The sequence below is a fragment of the Streptomyces sp. NPDC102514 genome, from assembly GCF_055584525.1.
This window is the reverse complement of the sequence record NZ_JBVJLW010000003.1, coordinates 368,762-386,017: the sequence shown is the minus strand read 5'-3', so window position 1 is coordinate 386,017 and position 17,256 is coordinate 368,762. Positions and strand designations below refer to the sequence as shown.

Genomic DNA, 17,256 nt, shown 5'->3' with positions numbered 1-17,256 from the left:
TCTCGTCGGCTCAGGTGGAGCGCTGGGTGGTGGACAGGCCCAGGGCCTTGAGGTCGGGCATGGTGCCCTCCTGCGCACTGCGCAGGGACTCGGTCAGCGAGCCCTGGCCGCCGCCGACGCGGGCGAAGGAGTCCTGCATGACCCGCTGGGTGGCGCTCATCCGCGGCCCCCACAGCCAGCCGTCGCCGATCTTCGCCGCCTCCTGCTCGTACAGGCGGTAGATGTCCTGCCCGCCGTAGTACGACCGGTCGAAGGCCTTGCGGCCCACGGAGACCAGGCCGGGGGCGGCCGGGTACTGACTGCTGTTCCCGCTGGAGAGACGGGCGCGCAGGGCGTCGGGGTGGGAGACCTGCCACTCGATGAACTCCATCGCCGCCTCGGGTCTGCGGCTGTCCTTGGTGATGGCGAACGTCGATCCGCCGTGGGTGCCGACGGAGGGGCTGCCGGTGTCCCACTGGGGGAGCGGGGCGATCCGCCACTGGCCCTTCTGCCCGGGCCGCGCGTTCATCTGCGCGCCCGCGTCCCAGGCGCCGCTGAGCCGGGTGAGGACCAGCCCGTTGCCGATCTGCGCGTCGGACTGGCGGCTCTCGACGGCGTTCACGAACACGTCGTCCCGGTCGATGAGCCGCTGCCAGTACTCCGCGACGCGCCGGGAGGGAGCGTCGGCCAGGGAGACGTTCCAGGCGCCCTTCGAGGTGTCGAACCACTGGGCGCCGGCCTGCCAGGCGTAGGCCGCGAACTGCGTCATCCCGTCCGTGGGGAACAGCGCGAGCCGCCGGTCGGGCGCCTTGCGGCGCACGGTGCGGGCCTGCTCCGCGAACTCGTCCCAGGTGCGCGCCACTTGGAGGCCGTACCGGTCGAACAGGTCGGTGCGGTAGTGCATCACCATGGGCTCGACGTCCAGCGGAACGCTGAACACCCGCTTCTCGAAGGTGGTCTGCGCGAGCGCCTGCGGCAGCAGCTTTCGGCGCAGGGAGTCACTGACGAGATCGGTGATGTCCCGGGCGACCCCGTCGATGGCGAACCCCGGCACCTGCGGGTACTCGATGGTCGCGATGTCGGGCGCGTTGCCCGCCCGGGCGGCGTTGCTCAGCTTGGCGTAGCCGCCCTGCCCGCCGGAGGGGATCTGCTGGAAGTCGACCTGCACGCTCGTGTGCGTGCGGTTGAAGGCGTCGACCACTTCCTGGCTGCCGCGCAGGGCGGACCAGAAGGTGATGCGTGTGGTGCGGCCCGTGCCGGCCGACGAGGCTCCGTTCCCTCCGCTGCAGGCGCCCAGGGCTCCTGTCAGCGGTACGGCGGCCATCGCGGCGAGCACGGAACGACGATCGGGTCGTCCGGGCATGGCGCCTCCCGCGGCTCCTGCGTGTCCGCGTCCCTGCGGACACGACTGTTCGGGACACGGGAATACTCATCGCTCTCGACCCAAACGGTCAATAGAGCGATCAGAAGAAAAACAAACGCTCAAACGCTCACTCGTCCGAGGTTCACTGATCCGAGGCGGCGGCCTCGTCCGTACGGTCCGTGCCGTCCGCCCGCCGTGTCGAGCCGCGCACCATCAGCCGCGGCAGCAACTCGACGCGGCGCGCGGGTTGTCGCCCGCCTTCCCGGAGGCGTTGCGTCAACAGTTCGGCGGCGGCCCGGCCCACCTGCGCCTTGGGCGGGGACACCGCGGTCAGGGGGGACGTGCCCAGCGCGGCCACCACGTCGTCGTACGCCACGACCGAACAGTCCTCGGGCACCCGCACCCCGTCGTCCGCCAGCCGCTGCACGACCATCAGCGCGTCCACGTCACTGTGCAGCACCACCGCGGTGGCCCGCACCCGGCGCAGCAGCCGCGGCAGATCCGCCGTCTCGTCCGCGGTGTACGGGCCCTCGCGCCCCGCCTGCTCGGAGATGAGCGCCCACGCCCACTCCTCCAGCAGCGGATGGGTACCGGCGATGCTCGTGAAGGCGGCCCGCAGCGTACGTGCCGTCGGACTGTCCTCGCGGGTCGCGAACACCATCCGCCGATGGCCGAGTCCCACCAGGTGTTCCACGGCGAGGTGCGCGCCGTACCAGTGGTCCGAGCAGACCGAGTCCAGGGTGTGCGCCACGCTGCCCTGTCGCGGCCGGCGCTCCATCAGCACCGTGGGCACCTCCAGCGCGGCCAGCCAGCCGTGGTCGGCCAGCTCCGTCGCCAGGGTGTGCCAGCGGGGCGCGAGCAGCAGACCGCGGGCCCCGTCGGCCAGCGCCCGCTCCACCAACGGCCTTTCGGCACCCGCGACTTGAGGGGCGATGTGCAGGGCCATGCGCATCCCCGCCTCCTCCAGCGCGGTGCGGGCGCCGTGCAGGGTCTCGGTCAGGTACGAGTGCCGCTCCGGCACCACGACGGCCACCCGGTCGCCGTGGGCCAGGTCGTTCGCGGGGATCTCCTGCGCGGGCAGTGTCGAACGGACGACGCCGTGTCCGCGGCGCAGCCTGCCCTCGCGCGTCAGCTCCTCCACGTCACGGCGCACCGTCACCACCGACACCTGCAACTCGTCGGCGAGGTCCCGGACCCGCGCGGCCCCGCGGGCCTGGACCGCCGCGAGAATGCGCTGACGCCTGCGATCGACCGGCTCCCGCACTGTGCTCCACCCCGAATGTTCGTTTGAGCGATTCAGGTCATCATAACGATCGGCTCGGGATGCCGTTGCGCAAGCCCCGCGAGATCGAGGACGGTCTTCCCGCGGTGAGGTCCAGCCGCCACCGCCGCGTGCGCCTCCGCCGCCCGGTCGGCCGGGAACACCGCCTGGACCGGTACGCGGAACCGCCCCCGCGCCGCCCGCTCCGCGGCGAACGCCAGCCCGTGACACCCGTCCGGCTGGCCTCCGTAGCGGCCGAGCGAGAGCCGTACCCCGCGTTCGGGACCCGTGAAGTCCGCGAGCGTGACCACGGAGCCCGGGCTGCCGGTGAGCGCGACGAGTTCCTCCAGGGAGCCTTTCCCGGCCACGTCGAGGGCGTGGTCGACCTGCGGGATGCCGAGGGCGCGGACCCGTTCGGCCAGGCCGGGGCCGTAGGTGACCGGTGTCGCGCCGAGCGAGGTCAGAAAGGCGTGGTTGTCGGGACGGCCCGTCCCGAGCACGCGCGCCCCTCGTGCCACTGCCAGCTGCACGGCGATGCTGCCGACGCCGCCGGACGCCCCGTCGATCAGGAGTGTCGTGTCCTGCTCTTCGGTGAGGCCGAGCAGGTCCAGGGCCCGGGTCGCCGTCTCGACACCCGTCGCCGCGGCGCCCGCCTCGTCCCAGGACCAGGCGTCCGGCTTCGCCGCCCAGAACGCGAGCACCGCGAACCGCGCGCTTGCTCCGCCGAGCCGGGCGACGTCCACCGCTCCGAACACCTCGTCGCCGACCGCGTGGCCCGTGACGCCCGGACCGACCTCGTCGATCACCCCGGCGGCGTCCACCCCGGGGACGTGCGGCAGAGTGAGACCCGCACGCGAGGGCGAGTCACCGGCCCGCAGCGCGAGGTCGACCGGTGACACTCCCGCCGTGCGGACGGCGATCCGTATCTCGCCGGGACCCGCGTGCGGCTCGGGCACGGATCCGACGCCGAGCACCTCCGGGGGACCGAACCGCTCGAACCGTACCGCTCGCATGACGCACCTTCCCCGCCCGGACCGTCCGGACGTCGGCACACGGTAGACATGCAGGTGGAACGGGTGTTCCGGATCAGGTCGAAGTGAGAGGCGCGGCAAGCACAGTGACTCGGAAAACACGCGCGGACGCGGAACTCAACCGCCTCCGCATCCTCTCGGTCGCCCGCGCCTCCTTCGCCTCCGAAGGACTCGACCTGCCGATGCGGGAGATCGCCCGCCGGGTCGGCCTGGGCGTCGCCACGGTGCACCGGCACTTCCCCTCACGCGCCGATCTGGTCACCGCGGCGCTCACCGAGCACGTCGCGGCCTGCCGCGCGGACATGCGGGCCGCCCTCGACGATCCCGACCCGTGGCGTGCGCTCAGCGGTGTCGTCCGCCGCTTCGCCGAGCACCGGCTGCGGGACCGGGGGCTGAACGAGGCCCTGTTCGGCTCCCATCCGGCGGCGGCGGCCTTCGCCGCCGACCGCCGCGAGCAGGCACGCGCGCTGGGCCGCCTCGTCGACCGGGCCCGCGCCGCCGGCGTCGTCCGGGACGACGTCGGCGTGGACGACGTGCGTATCTGTCTGGCGGCGATCGCCTCCTTCCGCCTCACCCGACCCGCCGTCGGCCTCCACCGCCTCGTCGACCTCCTCCTGACCGGTCTGACCGCGGACCGTCTCCCCGCGGGCAGCGAGTAGGCCCCGCCCATGCGGCCCCCCTCGCGGCGCCGCCGGGCGCCGGCGGTTGATCCGGGCGGTGCGAGGGGAGTTGGCGCGGCAGGTCGAGGTATTGGCCGAGCAGGCTCATGACCCGGTCGGGACCTCTACGCGGCGGGTGTCGGCGTCATGCCGTCGATGGTCGCGGTGAGGATGCGGGCGAGGCGCGGCTCGACCTCCAGGACGGCGTGGGCGAGGCGGGGATCGCTGCGGTAGAGCTCGGCGATCTCCGGGCCCGGTGTCGCGATCTGCCAGAACGCGCCGGCGAGCGCGACGGCCGTGGCGATCACGTCGAGGGCGCTCTCGCGGTCCAGCAGGGGGAGCTGCTCGTCCAGGGCGGCGAAGATGTCCTCGCGGGCGGCGAGTGTGGCGAGCTTGAAGTCGCGTACCGCGTCGACCGAGACGTTGCGTTCCAGGTTGAGGGGTGCCTGGGCGAGCAGGTCGCAGAACATCCCGCGCTCCGCCAGGGTTGCCGCGAACGCCTGCGCCACGGCTGCCGGACCGGGTTCCCCGATCTCCCGGAGCCTCGCGGCCAGGACCGGCGACCACTCCTGCCAGCCTGCCGCGGTGAGCCGCAGGAAGATCTCCTCGCGCGTCTCGAAGTACCGGAGCAGCGCCGACTTGTGCATTCCGGCCCTGGCGGCGATGTCCGTGAGGGTGACCTGCCTGATGCCGCGCTCGGCCCCGAGGGCCCGGGCCGCGTCGAGGATGGCGGCCTCGCGCAGCCGCTTGGCTTCGGGTGACCGTGCGCGCTGGAACTCCGAGGGCGTCATCGCACGATCCTAGCGGAACGCGGTTGCGTTATTAGCGCAACAGTGTTTTGCTAAGTGCATGCAACAGACCTGGTTCATCACTGGTTCCTCACGCGGCCTGGGCCGCGCCCTCGTCCGTGCCGCACTCGAAGCCGGCGACCTGGTCGCCGCGACCGCCCGCGACCCCGAGCAACTCGCCGACCTCGTCACGGAGTTCGGCGACCGGGTACGGCCGATCCGGCTGGACGTGACCGACCCCGAAGCCGCGCGCTCGGCGCTCGGCGAGGCCATACAGCACTTCGGCCGCATCGACGTACTCGTGAACAACGCCGGGTACGCCAACGTGTCGCCCATCGAGACCACGGAGGACGCCGACTTCCGTACCCAGTTCGAGACGAACTTCTGGGGCGTGTACAACGTCACCAAGGCCGCCCTGCCGATCCTGCGCGAGCAGAAGGCGGGCCTGGTCGTCCAGATCTCCTCCATGGGCGGCCGGGTGGGAGGCAGCCCGGGAATCGCCTCCTACCAGGCGGCGAAGTTCGCGATCGACGGCTTCAGCCGCGTGCTGCGCACCGAGACCGCCCCGCTCGGGGTCAAGGTGCTCGTCGTCGAGCCGAGTGGCTTCCGAACCGACTGGGCGGGTTCCTCGATGGCCGTCCACGCGATCCCGGAGGCGTACGCGCAGACGGTCGGAGCCATGAACACCCGCGTCCGCCAGAGCGCCGAAGGACCGGCGGGTGACCCGGTCCGCGCTGCCGAGATCCTGGTCCGGGTGGCCAAACGCCACGACATCCCGGACCACCTGCCACTCGGTGTGAACGCGGCCGAAGGGTCCATCCGGCTCGACAGGCAACTCCTTGAGGAGGACCAGAAGTGGCGCGAGGTCAGCCGTTCCGCGGACTTTGCCGAGCCCTACCCCGCCCCCTTCCCGCCCGACCGGGCGACGGCCTGACCGCGGATCGGCACAGGAGGACCGCTCGGGAGAGGGAGGACGACGTCCCACTCGCTCCCGGGGGCCCGGCCACCGCGAGAAGCCCGGTCGCCGGTCCGCTCAGATGCCCGTCACCTTGCTGCTCGCCGAGATCTCGTACACCAGAGTCACCGTGCGACGGCCGCCGGGAGGGACCGTGACGTTCCACCGGGCGATGCCCTCGGCGTCGAGCACGTCGGGCGCGGGGGAGCAGACTTCCGTACGTACGCGGATCTCGACTCCCGAGACCTCGGAGACGGGCACGCGCTCCCGGAGGACGACGACTCGCTCGTCGTGGTCTCCCGGGGCGGCGAAGTGGGACAGGTGCAGGCGCACCGTCCGGGTGACCACCGTGCGCTGGGACATTCCGGCCGAGGTACGGGACTCCTCGGTGTGCCGGACCACCCGGAAGTCGTCGGAACTGCCGAAGGCCAGCTCGACGGGTGCCCCGGGGGCCGCGAACTCCAGCGTCCCGCGGCCGATGAAGCCGTTGTCGCGGACCAGGTCGACGGGGCCCGCGAGCAGCGCGTGCCCGGACCGGTTGTCGAACCGCACCACCTCGTCGACCAGCGGGGAGAGTTCGGGCGAGCAGGCGTACTCGGAGCCGGCCGCCGTGGTGAAGGAGGAGAGCGGTACCCGGTGGGCGCGGCCGTCGCCGGGGACCGACACCGGCGCGGGGGCGCCGAACACCCGTGTCTCACCGTCGTCGTCGACGCCGGGGAGGCCGAGCGCCAGGGCCTGGCCGGGCACCGGGGCCTGGCCGAGGTCCCCGATCTCCTCCTCCCTCAACTCGACGTCGACCGTGCGGCGTTCGGCCGAGGAGCGGTCCCGGAGGGTCAACCTGTCCTGACCCAGGTGCGGCGGCTCGGTGGCCGCCGCGGAGCGGGCCGTCGACAGCGTCAGGCGTACGTTCGACCAGTCCTCGCCGGTCCGCTGCCAGACCATCGCATCCGTTTCGAGCGTCAGGGAGTCGCCGTCGAGTACGGCCCGGTAGGCGGGTCGCCACAGCGCACACGGCAGGAGGTGGCTCAGGCGCAACCCGACCGGCCCGGCGGTCTCGGCCTCCACGGTCAGCTCGACATGGCCGACCAGTTCGGTGGGCCTGTCCTCCGCGAGGTGCAGGGCATGCCGCGCCTCGCGGAGTTCGACGCCGACCGCCGCCAACCTGCTCTCCGTGGAACGGAGTTGCTCGCCGTACGTGTCGCGCCCGGTGTCCGCGCGGTCCAGTTCGCCGGTCCACCGGGGCCTGTCGACGGCACCGGAGCCCGCGCTCCGGCCGATCTCCCGCAACAGGTCGGCGGCCAGCCGCTCCAGCAGATCGAGACGGACGAGGAGGCGATCGCGTACCCGGCCCAGGTCGCGCTGTTCCTCCTCCAGGAGGTGCACGCGTCGGCGCAGCGCCGAGTCGTGGGCGGGGGACGGCCCGGGTCCGCGCGGCTCCCAGGTGCGTACGATCCGCGCGTCGACGACCGTGGCGGGGTGCTCGGTGGTCAGCTCGGCGTGGAGCGAGCGGTCGACGGCCAGCGCGCTGACCGGGCCGAGCCGCAGCCGCTGGACGCCGGGCCCGAGATCGAGGACGGCACCGCGTTCGACGAGGGAACGGTCCTCCAGACAGGTGACGGCGGTGACGGGCAGAGCGATCGGCTGCGCATCCGTGGACATGGGGTGTGTCAGCTCCTGCGGTTGCCGTCGACCAGGGCCTTGCCGGCCGGGATACGTATCTCGTAGCCGCCGTCGAGCGTGGCGGAGCCTCCGGCGGGAAGCTCCACCCGCCGGACACGGGTGCCGGGGGCGAGGGTGTCGGGCCCCGCACCCTCCTCCGGGATCGTCCAGTCCGCCCGTTCGTCGATGCGGATGTCAGGGTCGGAGGTGACCGGTACCCGCTCGCGGACCTCGACGGCGACGGGCCGCGCCAGCCGGTTGACCAGCTCCACGTGGACGCGGTGGTCGAGCACGGTGGTGGTGTTGCGCAGCCCCGAGGTCGACTCGCGCAGTTCCGTACGCCGAGTGACACGGATCGCCTCGGCCGGTCCGAGCCCCACCCGGCGCGTCCCGCCGGGAGCGAGCGTCGGGAGCGCCGTGGTCAGGAGGAATTCGTCGTCGGCGGTGACCTCCACCGGTCCGGCCAGCAGCGCCTGATCGGTGGCGTTGGAGAGCACCAGTGTCGTGTAGACGGTCTCTTCCACGGACGGCACGCACAGGTACTCGGTTCGCAGACCGACCGGGATCTCGGTGATGGTCACCGTGTGCCAGGTGCCGTCCGACGGGATGTCGGTGCGCGCGTGCGCGTCGAAGCGGTGGTCGAAGGAGCCCGCGGACTCACGGGGCCGCACGGCGTGGCCGGGCAGCGGCAGCGATGCCACGGACTCGGCGTCGCGGCGCCTCTCGGTGGCCACCGGGTCGAAGGACGAGTCCGGGAAGATCAGTCCTCTGCGACCGGCCTGTTCCTCGGGACCCGCCAGGACGAGGGCGGCGTAGTCGAGTTCGGCGCCGCTGGGGTGCGGTGGGCCGACGGGTGGGGCGGGCGGTGAGGCGGGCGGCATCGCAGAGCGCGGCATCGCACTGCTGGGTGCTGCGGGTGCTAGGGGTGCCGCGAGGGCCGGCGGGCCGCCGGGGGCCGGGGGAGGCGGGGCGCCGTAGGCCGCCTGAGGCATGGGCGGCACGGGGAGGTAGGGCGCCGGCGCCGCAGAACCGTATCCCTGCGGTGGCGGTCCCGGTGCCGGCGGTGGTGCGGTGAAGGCTGTGGCGTGGGCCCCGGTGTCGTACTCCGGAACGGCCCCGGCGGCCAGGGGCGGCATCACGGCGGCCTTCCGCGCGGCGGCCGGACGGGTGCCACGGGCCGAGGTGCGCGGGGCCGCGGTGCGGGGCGCCGCGACGTCGTACCCGGTGAACAGGTCGGACAGCCCCGCGGGCGGCTCCCGCCAGCCGGACGGCGTGGGAGCGGGCTGACGACGGCCGATCCGGATCGAACGGAGCCTGGGCAGATCGGTGCGGCGGCGAAGGTCCGCGGTGGCCAGGGAGAGGCGTACGGCGTTCCAGACCTCGCCGGTTCGCTGGGCCACCGAAGCGCACAGCACCAGCCGGCCGCTGCCGTCGCCCCGGCGGTGGTCCAGCCGGTAGGCCGGGATCCAGACGGCTCCGGGCACCTCGTACTCCAGCTCAAGTTCCACTTCGGGGTCCCGCTCCGCGGCCTGTCCGTCAGGTGTGCGGGCGAGGGTCACCAGGGCCGAGACCGTGGTCGACACACGCGCCGGGGGAGCGTCGGTGGAGGAGCGGGCGAGGGCGTCCACCGCGACGCTCAGGTCGTGCTCGGCATGGAGCAGCGCTTCCTCCGACTCGTCGAGCCGGGCGTGCAGATCGGCCAGCCGCGCGTCCACGAAGTCGGACAGTTCCAGCCACGCGTCGACCGGAGTGCGACGGGGCGGGTCGTCGCGCTTGCGGGCGGGCGGGAACGGACGGAGTCCTCGGACCTCCTCGACGAGACCCAGTTGCCGGTCCCGGCGCGCCCGTACTGCCGCACACTCCTCGTGCAGCCGCTCCACCTCACGCTCCAACTCATCAGGCGCAGGACCGTCGTTGGGTACGGAGTCGACCTCGACCCGCGCCTCGACCACCCGCATCCCGGAGGCACCGACGACGCGGGCCGCCAGGGAGCCGGGGCCCAACGTCCGCGGCAGCCCGGTGATCCGCACCCTGCCGTCCGCCTGCACACCACCCCGCGCGACGCGCCGACAGACCGCGCCCTGCGCGTAGACCACGACCGAGTCGAGTGCCGAGTCCCAGATCTGCGTCGCCTCAGCCTTCAAGTGCTCCCCCTGGCGGTGTTCCTGGCCCTGTTCCCGGCTGTGTTCGTACGGCCGGCCGTGCCCGTAGGGCTGACAGCGTACGCCTGACGAGGTACGCGTCTTGAGACGGCCGGTGAGCAGGTCGGCGCGTCAGCATGTGCGCAGGTGAGTACGGCGACGACGGACCGGATGAGTACGTCGACTCAGGGCTTCGGACGGTCCCGGGACGATGATGAATTCCGTCGCTTCACCATCGATCGCTTCACCATCGATCCGCCGCCCGAACGCAGGAGTTGCGTGTTCAGTCGCCTAGCCGCCGCCGTCGTCCCCGCCTTCGGGCGACTGACGACCTCTACCGACGTCACCACCCTCCAGACGCCGGCCGTCCTCGTCGCCAACCACACCTCGCCGGCGGACCCCGCCATCGTGCTGGCCGCCCTGCGCTCCATGGACATCGAACCGGTCGTCCTCGCCACCGCCGGACTGTGGCGCGTACCCGTCCTGCGGTACCTCCTGGACCGCGACGGCCATGTCCCCGTACACCGCCGTACCTCGCGGGCGGCGGACTCCCTGGACGCCGCCGCGGCAGCGCTGGCTGCGGGCCGCCACGTCCTCATCTACGGCGAGGGGCGGCTTCCGCGCCGGACGGACGCCGCCGAAGCCGCGCCCGAATCGTTCCGCAGCGGCCCCGCGCGACTCTCCCTGGCCTCCGGCGCCCCCGTCGTTCCGATCGGTCAGGCCGGAGCGCGCCGGGTCGCGTCCGGCAGCCGTGCCAAGCACATCGCGGGCGTCCTGACGGCACCGGCCCGCCGCCCGCGCCTCCACGTCCACGTGGGCGCGCCGCTGCACCTGCCCGCCGGGATCGAGGCGGCGAACGCGGTCACACACCAGGCCGTCGTGTCGGCCTGGCGCGTCGCGGCCGGTCAGCTGCTCGAACCGGCGGCTGTTACTTCCTGACCGATCCGTCCGTCTCGGCGAGAGTGCTTCGGAGCGGCCGGAGGGGTCGGCGCGGCTTTCGAACGGTCAACCGAGGCGACCGGTCCCATGCGTTCCGCGCTGTCGAGAGCGCCCGGCCGCGGTAGGTGCGGAGCTGACTGCGGGAGAGCCGGGCGCGTTCTCCCCCGCCCGTCATCATGGCGTTGACCGAAGCCATCGGGTCACCTCCGATCGCCCGTGAGGCGAGGGCTCCGACCACCAGGGGGAGGATCACGACCGCGAGCGCCGAACCGGTGGTGGCGGCGGTGCGGGTGGCGGAGCGCAGGGGGCGGGCAGGCGGCATGTCCTTGGTCATGACGACAGTTCAGCAGCCGCCGCACGGCAGGGCATCGGACGACCTACTCAGTCGACTCGGGCCGGAGTACTCAGTCGAAGACGCTGGGGGAGCGGGCGAAGCCGACGGGCGGCGAACGGGTGAGCGTTCGGGCGCATGTGCCCGTGGGGCTGGTGGCACGTTCCGCCCTACAGTTACCGGTGTAAGCCGTTTTGTAGGACTTTCAACGCTGCTTCAGTGATCGGGCGTTGCGAGGTTCGGCTTTCTGGTTCGGTTTCGGGTTCGTGGCTGGGGAGGCTGCTCATGGCCAGTGCGTTTCAGGAGCGCAAGCTCACGGAGATGTTCGCCGCATTCGACGCGGACGGCGACGGCCGCCTGCGCGAGGAGGACTTCAGGGCGCTCGTCGCACGCTGGAGCGAGCTGCCGGGCGTGGGCGCCGGGACGGAACTGCGCGCGCGGGTCGAGGCACTGCTGATGGGCTGGTGGGCCGCGTTGCTGGAAGTCGGGGACACCGACGGCGACGGGGCGGTCGACCTGGGCGAACTGCTGCTGCTCGTCGACAGGTTGCCCGCCATGGTCGCCGATGTCACCGCGACCGCCGAGACCGTCTTCGACGCGGTGGACGCCGACGGCGACGGCCGTATCTCGCCGGAGGAGCACCGCCACCTCGTCGAGACCTGGAACGGACGGTCCGTGAACATGACGGGCGTCTTCGAACTGCTCGACCTGAACGGTGACGGCTACCTCAGCCGCGAGGAGTTCGCGCTGCTGTGGCGCCAGTTCTGGATCAGCGACGATCCCGCCGAACCGGGCAACCTGCTCTGCGGCCGATTCGCCGCCTGACGTCCTTGCCGGGTGGGCTTCAACACCCGTTCCGGCTCCATGTACTACCGGCCCGCGGGCGAGTGCCGGTACCCCAGGCGGCACGGCGTACCCGCCGACGCGCGCGCCCAGGCGAACCGCACCAGACCGAGGGTTCCTCACGGCGACGAGGACCGGCTGACTCTTGTCACCACCCGTCGCCGTCGCCGCGGTTCACGAGGCGCAGCGGCTCACGCCCCGGGCGTCGGGGTCGGGCACTCGGGCACCCCATCGAGCCACGCGGGCCCCTTGATGTAGATGTTGGTCACCCAGGCCTTGTAGTCCGGCAGATAGGACCACGCGTCGTTGGTGTAGCCCTCGGCGGTGACCCGTTCGGCGTGCTTCTGGCACTGGACACGGATCGTGGTGGAGTGGGGGAAGGCGTACACCCTGGCTGCCGCGATGGCGGGTTCGGCCTTGGTCCAGACGCCGGTTCCCCAGGTCTGGTGGACATGACCGGTGACCGTCCCGGTTTCGACGCGGACCGCGCCGAAGTAGTCGCCGTTCAGGCGGACATCGCTCACCATGAGCTTCGTACCGGACTCCTTGGCCTCCACCATCTTGCCCGCGCCCAGGTAGATGGCGATGTGGTGGAGGTCCTTCGAGGTGCCCCAGGCGAGCAGGTCGCCCGGAAGCAGCGGGGCGAGTCCCTGGGCGGCGGTGAAGCGGTCGGCGGCGCGGTGCGTGTAGTACTGCGAGCTGGCGACGCCGTTGAGGATGTCCGAGCCGGCGGCCCTGGCGTAGGCGTGACGGACGAGGCCCGAGCAGTCGAAGCCGAGCCGCTCGGGGTCGTGCGCACTGTCCGGGTCGGTCGGGTCGATCTGGCCGTAGGTGGCACCGGGTTGGGCGCCGTGGCCGCCTCCCCACGTGTACCAGGTGCCTGCCGCGACCTCGGCGCACGCGGCGGCGATCGCGCGTTCGGCGGCCGCGGAGGCACCGGGAGCCAGCGGGCCGCACGCGGCGGCCTCCCGCTCGGCGGAGGCGGGAGGGCTCGCGGCGGCGACGGCCGCCGGCGTCCAGAGGAACAAGGCCAGCAACAGGATGAGTGTGCGGATGAGACCGGTTCGGCGGACCATGCCGAAACCCCCGTATTCTGTCGGCGTCGACGACGTGGCGAGGAAGCAGCCGCTCAACAGCGTGTGCACCGCACCGCCCGCCCGTCGAGGTCCGGGCGTCTCCCCGTTCCCATGGGCAACGGGAAACACCGGGAAACCCCGTCCGAACAGGGCAGTCGTCCGTCACCCGGGAGGGGCCGAGCAGGCCGGGCCGTCCGAGAGAGGGACACCGGGCAGGAGCGTTCGCCGCGCGTCGTCCCCGATGTCAGCACGCAGTCGGCAGATCTCCGCCAGCCGCGCCGCGGGGTCGAGGTCCCACAGGCGTACGGTGCCGTCGGTGCTGCTGCTGGCCACGGTGCGCCCGCCCGGGGCGTAGGTCACGCTCCACACCGAGTTGGTGTGCCCCGTCAGCGTCGCCCACTGCCGTCGCCCGGCGACGTTCCACAGCCGAACCGTGCGGTCGGTGCCGCTGCTGGCGAACGTACGGCCGTCGGGGGAGAAGGCGATCCCGCGGACGGAGCCGGTGTGCCCGGTCAGGGTCGCGTCCGAGCGGCGTTCACGAACGTTCCAGAGACGGATCGTGCCGTCGTTCCCGCTGCTGGCCAGGGTCCGGCCCCCAGGGGCGAAGGTCACGCTGCGCACCGCCCCCGTGTGGCCGTGGAGCGTGCCGATCCGGCGGTGTGCGGAGACGTCCCACAGCCGTACCGTCAGGTCGTCGCCGGCGCTGGCCAGGGTCCGGCCGTCGGGGCTGAAGGCGACATCGTTGGCGAAGTCCTCGTGGCCGGTCAGTGTCGCGACGGACGAGCGCCGGGTCACGTCCCACAGACGTACGGTGCGGTCGGCACCGGCCGACGCCAGGGTGCGTCCGTCCGGTGCGAAGGCCACGGAGAAGACCTGCCCGGTGTGGCCGGTCAGAGTCGCCAGGTGTTTGCGCCGGGCCACGTCCCACAGCCGGATCGCGCCGTCGGAGCCCGCCGATGCGAGGGTGCGTCCGTCGGGTGCGAAGGCCACCGAGAAGACCGTCTCGGTGTGTCCCCTCAGGGTCGCCACGAGTGTGCGTCTGCGCGCGTCCCACAGCCGCACCGTGTGGTCGGCGTCGGCGGTGGCCAGCAGTTTCCCGTCGGGGCTGTACTGGGCCTGCCACACCTCGGTGAACGGACGGGCCGTCAGCACCGGGCCTTCGAGGTCCCACAGGACGGCGGACTGATCGAAGCCCGCCGTGGCGAGCAGAGCGCCGTCGGACGTCATGGCCACCCCCATGACGTAGTCGGTGTGGCCGACCAGCACGGCGGTCTGTCGGCTGCTGCGCACGTCCCACAGCCTGGTCGTCCCGTCACCGACCGCGCCCACGACGGTCGTACCGTCGGGCGTGTAGGCGACGGCGTTGATGTCGTCGCTGCTCCCTGACAACGTCGCGCGGAGCCGCCCACTGCGTACGTCCCACAGCCGCACGGTCCGGTCGGTGCCTCCCGACACGACCCTGCGGCCGTCGGGGGAGAACGCCGCGCCCAGTACTTCGTCGGTGTGCCCCCTCAGCACGGCGCGTGCCCGGCCGCGGTCGGTGTCCCACAGCCGTACGGTGCGGTCGGCGCCGGCGGAGACCAGGCTCCGGCCGTCGGGAGCATAGGCCAGGGTGTGGACCGGCCCCTCGTGCCCTGCGAGTGTGACGATCCTCCGGTGCGGCTGCCCGGTGTCCCACAGGGAGATCGTGCCGTTCGGGGCCGCGACGGCGAGTACGTGCCCGCGCGGATCGAAGGCCACGGACCGGGCGGCTTCGGTGCTGTCGGGCAGGACCGCCCTTTGGCGCCGGCCGGCGGTGTCCCACAGGCTCACCGGCCCGTCCGTCGACGTGGCTGCCAGCGTGCGGCCGTCGGGGCTGAAGGCGATCGCGCGGACGGGCCCGGAGGCGGAGAACGAGGCGATCGGGTGGCGGTCGCGCACTCGCCACAGCATGACCTTGCCGTCGGAACTGCCCGTCGCCAGCACCCGGTTGTCCGGTGCGAAGACCACCGAGTTGACCGGCCCCCGGTGGCCGTTGAGCCGCGCCGAGAAGGGCTGGGACTGGGTGCTCAGCAATGCGCCCCGTGCCTCGGCGGTGGCGCTGGTCCGGTAGGCCTGCTCGGCGAGCAGGATCGATGCCTCCGGCTGGCCCCCGGCCAGGGAGGCGGACCGGACGGCCAATGCCTGGGACCGGGCGACGCGTTCCTGGTCCAGGGCACCCGTACGCTGCTGGTAGGCGACGCCTCCGGCGGTCAGGGCCAGTCCCAGCAGGACGACGAGGGTGGCCAGCAGGGACTGGCGCAGCCGGACCTGGCGCCTGGCCTGCTTCCGGCGGGTGTCCTGCTCGGCCCGGCTCATCCGGAGGAAGGCCGTCTCGCCCGGGCCGAGCCGGCTCCAGCCGTCCGTCTCGTCCGCCCAGGAACGCGCGGTGTCCAGCCGGGTGCCGCGGTACAGGGCGGACGGGTCGTGGTTCTCGCGTTCCCATTCGGCTGCGGCATGGGCCAGTTGCTGGTGCAGCAGCAGTCCGGCCCGGTCCGCGTGGATCCACTCGCGCAGCCGCGGCCAGGCGTGCAGCAGAGCCTCGTGGGCGATCTCGACGGTGTCGCTGTCGAGAGTGATGAGCCGTGCCCTCACGAAGGCGTCGAGAGCCCCTTCCGCGCCGTCCGCGTCGGCGAACTGCTCCATCAAGGCATCCCTGCTCATCCGGCGGCGGGTCGCCCCGGCCTCGTCCGCGACGAACACCAGTCGGGACAGGATGCGGCGGATCGTCTTCTGCTCGGCGGGGTACAGCCGGGTGAACACGTTCTCGGCCGTCCGCGCGATGGCCCCCTGGATCCCGCCGGCCCGCTGGTATCCGGCGACGGTCAGCACGTCGCCCTCGCGCCGTTCCCAGGTGGCCAGCAGGGTGTGGGAGACGAGCGGCAACGCTCCGGAAGGTGTCTCGTCGGCTCCCGCACCGCCGTCGTGCGGCGTTCCGCGCGGGTCCGTACCCGCTTCCTCGCGCAGCCCGGCGTCGCGCAACAGGAGGGGGAGCAGGCCCGGTTGCAGGGTCAGACCGGCGAGCTCCGCCGGGCGTGTGATCGACTCGCGAAGCTCCGCCACGGACATCGGGGGCAGGACGAACAGCCCGTCGGCGAACACCGGGACCAGGTCGGGGAGCCCCAAGCAGTCGCCGGTGAAGTCGGCGCGCACGCCCAGCACCACGACGGCGGGGACATATGTGCCGTCCGCGGGCCGGGAGGTCGACAGGGCGCTGAGCACGCGGACGAAGGAGTGGCGCTCGTTCTCGTCGGAGCAGAGGGTGAAGAGCTCCTCGAACTGATCGACGATCACCACCGGCCGCCAGGTCGCGGGCGGCCGGTCCCCGGAAGCCGTAGTCGGCGCCTCCGACCTCGCGCGTAAGGAGTGCCGCACCGCGTCGGGGTCGCGACGGGCTTCCTCCGCGGTGACGCCGAGGTCCTCACCCACCGCTTTCGCGATGCGTTCCAGCAGCTCGTCCAGCGGCCGGGAGGTGGGAGTGAGTGTCACCAGCGGCCACCGGTCGGCGCCCAGCATCGGGAAGTCGCCGCGCCGCAGAGCGGGCACAAGACCGGCGTTGAGTACGGACGACTTGCCCGCGCCCGAGGGGGCGAGCAGCGTCAGGGGGCCGTTTCCGACCCGTTCGAAGAGGCGTTCCACCAGAGCGGCCGTCGCACGTTCCCGGCCGAAGAACCAGTCCGCGTCCTGTCGTGTGAACGCCGACAGGCCGCGGTAGGGACACGCTCCACCGGACTGGCGTTCGGCCGCGCCGGTCCGGTCACCGGTGCGGCCGTCCGGGGACGGTTCACCCTGCGCGCGCTGTACCAGTTTGAGCAACTCGCCGTCTGCGCGCAGCGCTTGGTCGCAGAGGCGGGCGACATCGACGGTCACGCGTTTCGTGCCGGTCTCGATCTTGCTCAGATAGCCTTTGCTGTAGTGCGTGCGGCGTGCCAGATCGGTGAGTGACAGGCCGCGTTCCTGTCTCAGGCGTCTGAGGTGTGCGGAGAAGGAGGGCGTGGTCGGCGCGCTCCGGCTCCGGTCGTCCTGTTGATCGGATTCATGTCCGTGCTGCGGTTCTCCCACGGTGTCCCCCATGGCAGTACGGCCGTGAGACGGCGATAGCCAAGGTTACTTCCGTGGTGACCGGGACAGCCAAGTCTTTCCCCGGTGTGGCGTGAACACCCCCGTCCGAAACCATCCGTCGGCGGTCCGGGACCGTCGGTCCCGGACCGCC

13 protein-coding genes are annotated in these 17,256 nt (G+C 72.5%); 4 read left to right on the top strand and 9 right to left on the bottom strand.

Annotated features, from left to right (window positions below; all coding sequences use genetic code 11):
* Positions 1 to 10: 10 nt before the first annotated feature.
* The 3 genes from ACZ60E_RS09895 to ACZ60E_RS09885 all read right to left on the bottom strand — a co-directional run bounded on the left by ACZ60E_RS09895 (position 11) and on the right by ACZ60E_RS09885 (position 3,616).
* Positions 11 to 1,342 carry an ABC transporter substrate-binding protein gene (locus ACZ60E_RS09895; RefSeq protein WP_384806799.1) on the bottom strand — a complete coding sequence of 444 codons (1,332 nt, stop codon included), beginning with the start codon at positions 1,340 to 1,342 and terminating at the stop codon, positions 11 to 13.
* 142 nt (positions 1,343 to 1,484) lie between these two features.
* Positions 1,485 to 2,606, bottom strand: coding sequence for a substrate-binding domain-containing protein (locus tag ACZ60E_RS09890; protein WP_469439284.1), 1,122 nt, complete (start codon positions 2,604 to 2,606; stop codon positions 1,485 to 1,487).
* Between the two features lie 32 nt (positions 2,607 to 2,638).
* The gene (locus tag ACZ60E_RS09885) at positions 2,639 to 3,616 is read right to left on the bottom strand and encodes an NADP-dependent oxidoreductase (protein ID WP_469439283.1); all 978 of its coding nucleotides are present in this window, start codon (positions 3,614 to 3,616) and stop codon (positions 2,639 to 2,641) included.
* Between the two features lie 104 nt (positions 3,617 to 3,720).
* On the opposite strand from ACZ60E_RS09885, the gene ACZ60E_RS09880 reads away from it, so the two are divergent.
* Positions 3,721 to 4,293 carry a TetR/AcrR family transcriptional regulator gene (locus ACZ60E_RS09880; RefSeq protein WP_469439282.1) on the top strand — a complete coding sequence of 191 codons (573 nt, stop codon included), beginning with the start codon at positions 3,721 to 3,723 and terminating at the stop codon, positions 4,291 to 4,293.
* A gap of 125 nt (positions 4,294 to 4,418) precedes the next feature.
* Here the strand turns inward: ACZ60E_RS09880 and ACZ60E_RS09875 are convergent, their stop codons facing one another.
* Complete coding sequence (locus ACZ60E_RS09875) at positions 4,419 to 5,084, bottom strand: TetR/AcrR family transcriptional regulator (protein WP_469439281.1); 666 nt, start codon at positions 5,082 to 5,084, stop codon at positions 4,419 to 4,421.
* Positions 5,085 to 5,142: 58 nt separating this feature from the next.
* Between ACZ60E_RS09875 and ACZ60E_RS09870 the strand changes: the two genes are divergently transcribed.
* Complete coding sequence (locus ACZ60E_RS09870; RefSeq protein ID WP_469439280.1) at positions 5,143 to 6,015, top strand: SDR family NAD(P)-dependent oxidoreductase; 873 nt, start codon at positions 5,143 to 5,145, stop codon at positions 6,013 to 6,015.
* 99 nt (positions 6,016 to 6,114) lie between these two features.
* Here ACZ60E_RS09870 and ACZ60E_RS09865 read toward each other — a convergent pair whose 3' ends face one another.
* Both ACZ60E_RS09865 and ACZ60E_RS09860 read right to left on the bottom strand, forming a co-directional pair.
* Entirely contained in the window at positions 6,115 to 7,695 is a 1,581-nt protein-coding gene (locus tag ACZ60E_RS09865; RefSeq protein WP_469439279.1) for a DUF4139 domain-containing protein, read from the bottom strand.
* Positions 7,696 to 7,703: 8 nt separating this feature from the next.
* Complete coding sequence (locus ACZ60E_RS09860) at positions 7,704 to 9,839, bottom strand: DUF4139 domain-containing protein (RefSeq protein WP_469439278.1); 2,136 nt, start codon at positions 9,837 to 9,839, stop codon at positions 7,704 to 7,706.
* Positions 9,840 to 10,115: 276 nt separating this feature from the next.
* Here ACZ60E_RS09860 and ACZ60E_RS09855 point away from each other — a divergent pair, with 276 nt between their 5' ends.
* Positions 10,116 to 10,775, top strand: coding sequence for a lysophospholipid acyltransferase family protein (locus tag ACZ60E_RS09855; RefSeq protein WP_469439277.1), 660 nt, complete (start codon positions 10,116 to 10,118; stop codon positions 10,773 to 10,775).
* Here the strand turns inward: ACZ60E_RS09855 and ACZ60E_RS09850 are convergent.
* Positions 10,765 to 11,109, bottom strand: a complete 345-nt coding sequence (locus ACZ60E_RS09850; RefSeq protein WP_469439276.1) for a hypothetical protein — start codon at positions 11,107 to 11,109, stop codon at positions 10,765 to 10,767. The genes ACZ60E_RS09855 and ACZ60E_RS09850 overlap by 11 nt on opposite strands.
* 282 nt (positions 11,110 to 11,391) lie before the next feature.
* On the opposite strand from ACZ60E_RS09850, the gene ACZ60E_RS09845 reads away from it, so the two are divergent.
* On the top strand, positions 11,392 to 11,931 hold the full coding sequence (locus ACZ60E_RS09845; RefSeq protein ID WP_453791107.1) for an EF-hand domain-containing protein: 540 nt from the start codon (positions 11,392 to 11,394) through the stop codon (positions 11,929 to 11,931).
* Between the two features lie 209 nt (positions 11,932 to 12,140).
* Here ACZ60E_RS09845 and ACZ60E_RS09840 read toward each other — a convergent pair whose 3' ends face one another.
* Complete coding sequence (locus ACZ60E_RS09840) at positions 12,141 to 13,025, bottom strand: C40 family peptidase (RefSeq protein WP_469439275.1); 885 nt, start codon at positions 13,023 to 13,025, stop codon at positions 12,141 to 12,143.
* Between the two features lie 162 nt (positions 13,026 to 13,187).
* Positions 13,188 to 17,105: an nSTAND1 domain-containing NTPase gene (locus tag ACZ60E_RS09835; RefSeq protein ID WP_469439274.1), complete on the bottom strand. Its 3,918-nt coding sequence runs from the start codon at positions 17,103 to 17,105 to the stop codon at positions 13,188 to 13,190.
* Positions 17,106 to 17,256 lie beyond the last annotated feature (151 nt).